The following is a 900-nucleotide window of genomic DNA, read 5'->3' on the forward strand; positions in this document are numbered from 1 at the left end:
CCGGTGCATCAGGCATATTCTGTGCTTTTTGCTCTTGGGAGTGAGCAATGGCGCGTTTGATTAGTGCGACGGCATCATCTAGATCGAAGGGTTTGGGTAGGTAGTCGAAAGCGCCACTCTGATAGGAGGAAACAGCGCTGTCCAAGTCGGAATGAGCGGTCATAATAATGACCGGAACTGCCGGTACGCCACGATGCAAATTATTAGCTTGAATCTTTTCAAGTAGTGCAAGCCCATCAATGCCAGGCATACGAATATCACTGATAATCGCATCAGGGCTCTCGCTAGAAAGTCGTTCTACTACACCTTCACCGCTTTCAAAAGAGCGAAGCTCGTAGTCTTCTTTTGCTAGTGCTTTTTCAAGTACCCAGCGTATAGAGCGGTCATCATCAATGATCCATACAAGTGGCTTTGTTGTCATAGTGTTACTCCGAGATACTTGAAACGTTTGTTGGTTTAGGTGAGCGCGTGCTATCGATAGGGATATAAATAATGAAGTCGGTTTTACCTGGTTTGCTTTCGCACTCGACCAAGCCATCGTGCTTGGTAAATATGCTTTGCGTAATGGATAAGCCCAGACCTGTACCTTCTGCGCGCCCACTGATCATGGGGTAAAAAATATTCTGAATGGAATCCTTTGGTATACCTGGACCGTTGTCGATAATATCAACCTTTAGTACCAGTCGATGTCGAGTATGACCAATAGTGAACTGCCTTAGAGTTCGCGTTCTCAAGACAATCTGAGGTGAAGGATTTTCGTCTTTTTGCTCAGACAGTGCTTGAAGTGCATTTTTCGCAATGTTCAGAAACGCTTGAATTAACTGACTTTTATCGCCCAGGAATTCGGGAATACTTGGGTCGTAGTCCCTGATAATATTAATTTTGCCTGCAGATTCGGCA

General features: G+C 45.1%; 2 protein-coding genes. Both read right to left on the reverse strand.

What is annotated here, in order from left to right; translation table 11 throughout:
- Positions 1-421, reverse strand: a 421-nt coding sequence (locus A3763_RS04500; RefSeq protein WP_156494908.1) for a response regulator, incomplete at its 3' end; no start/stop codon positions are given.
- Between the two features lie 4 nt (positions 422-425).
- Positions 426-900, reverse strand: a 475-nt coding sequence (locus A3763_RS04505; protein ID WP_231872103.1) for a nitrogen regulation protein NR(II), incomplete at its 5' end; no start/stop codon positions are given.

Source organism: Oleiphilus sp. HI0128, from assembly GCF_001635365.1.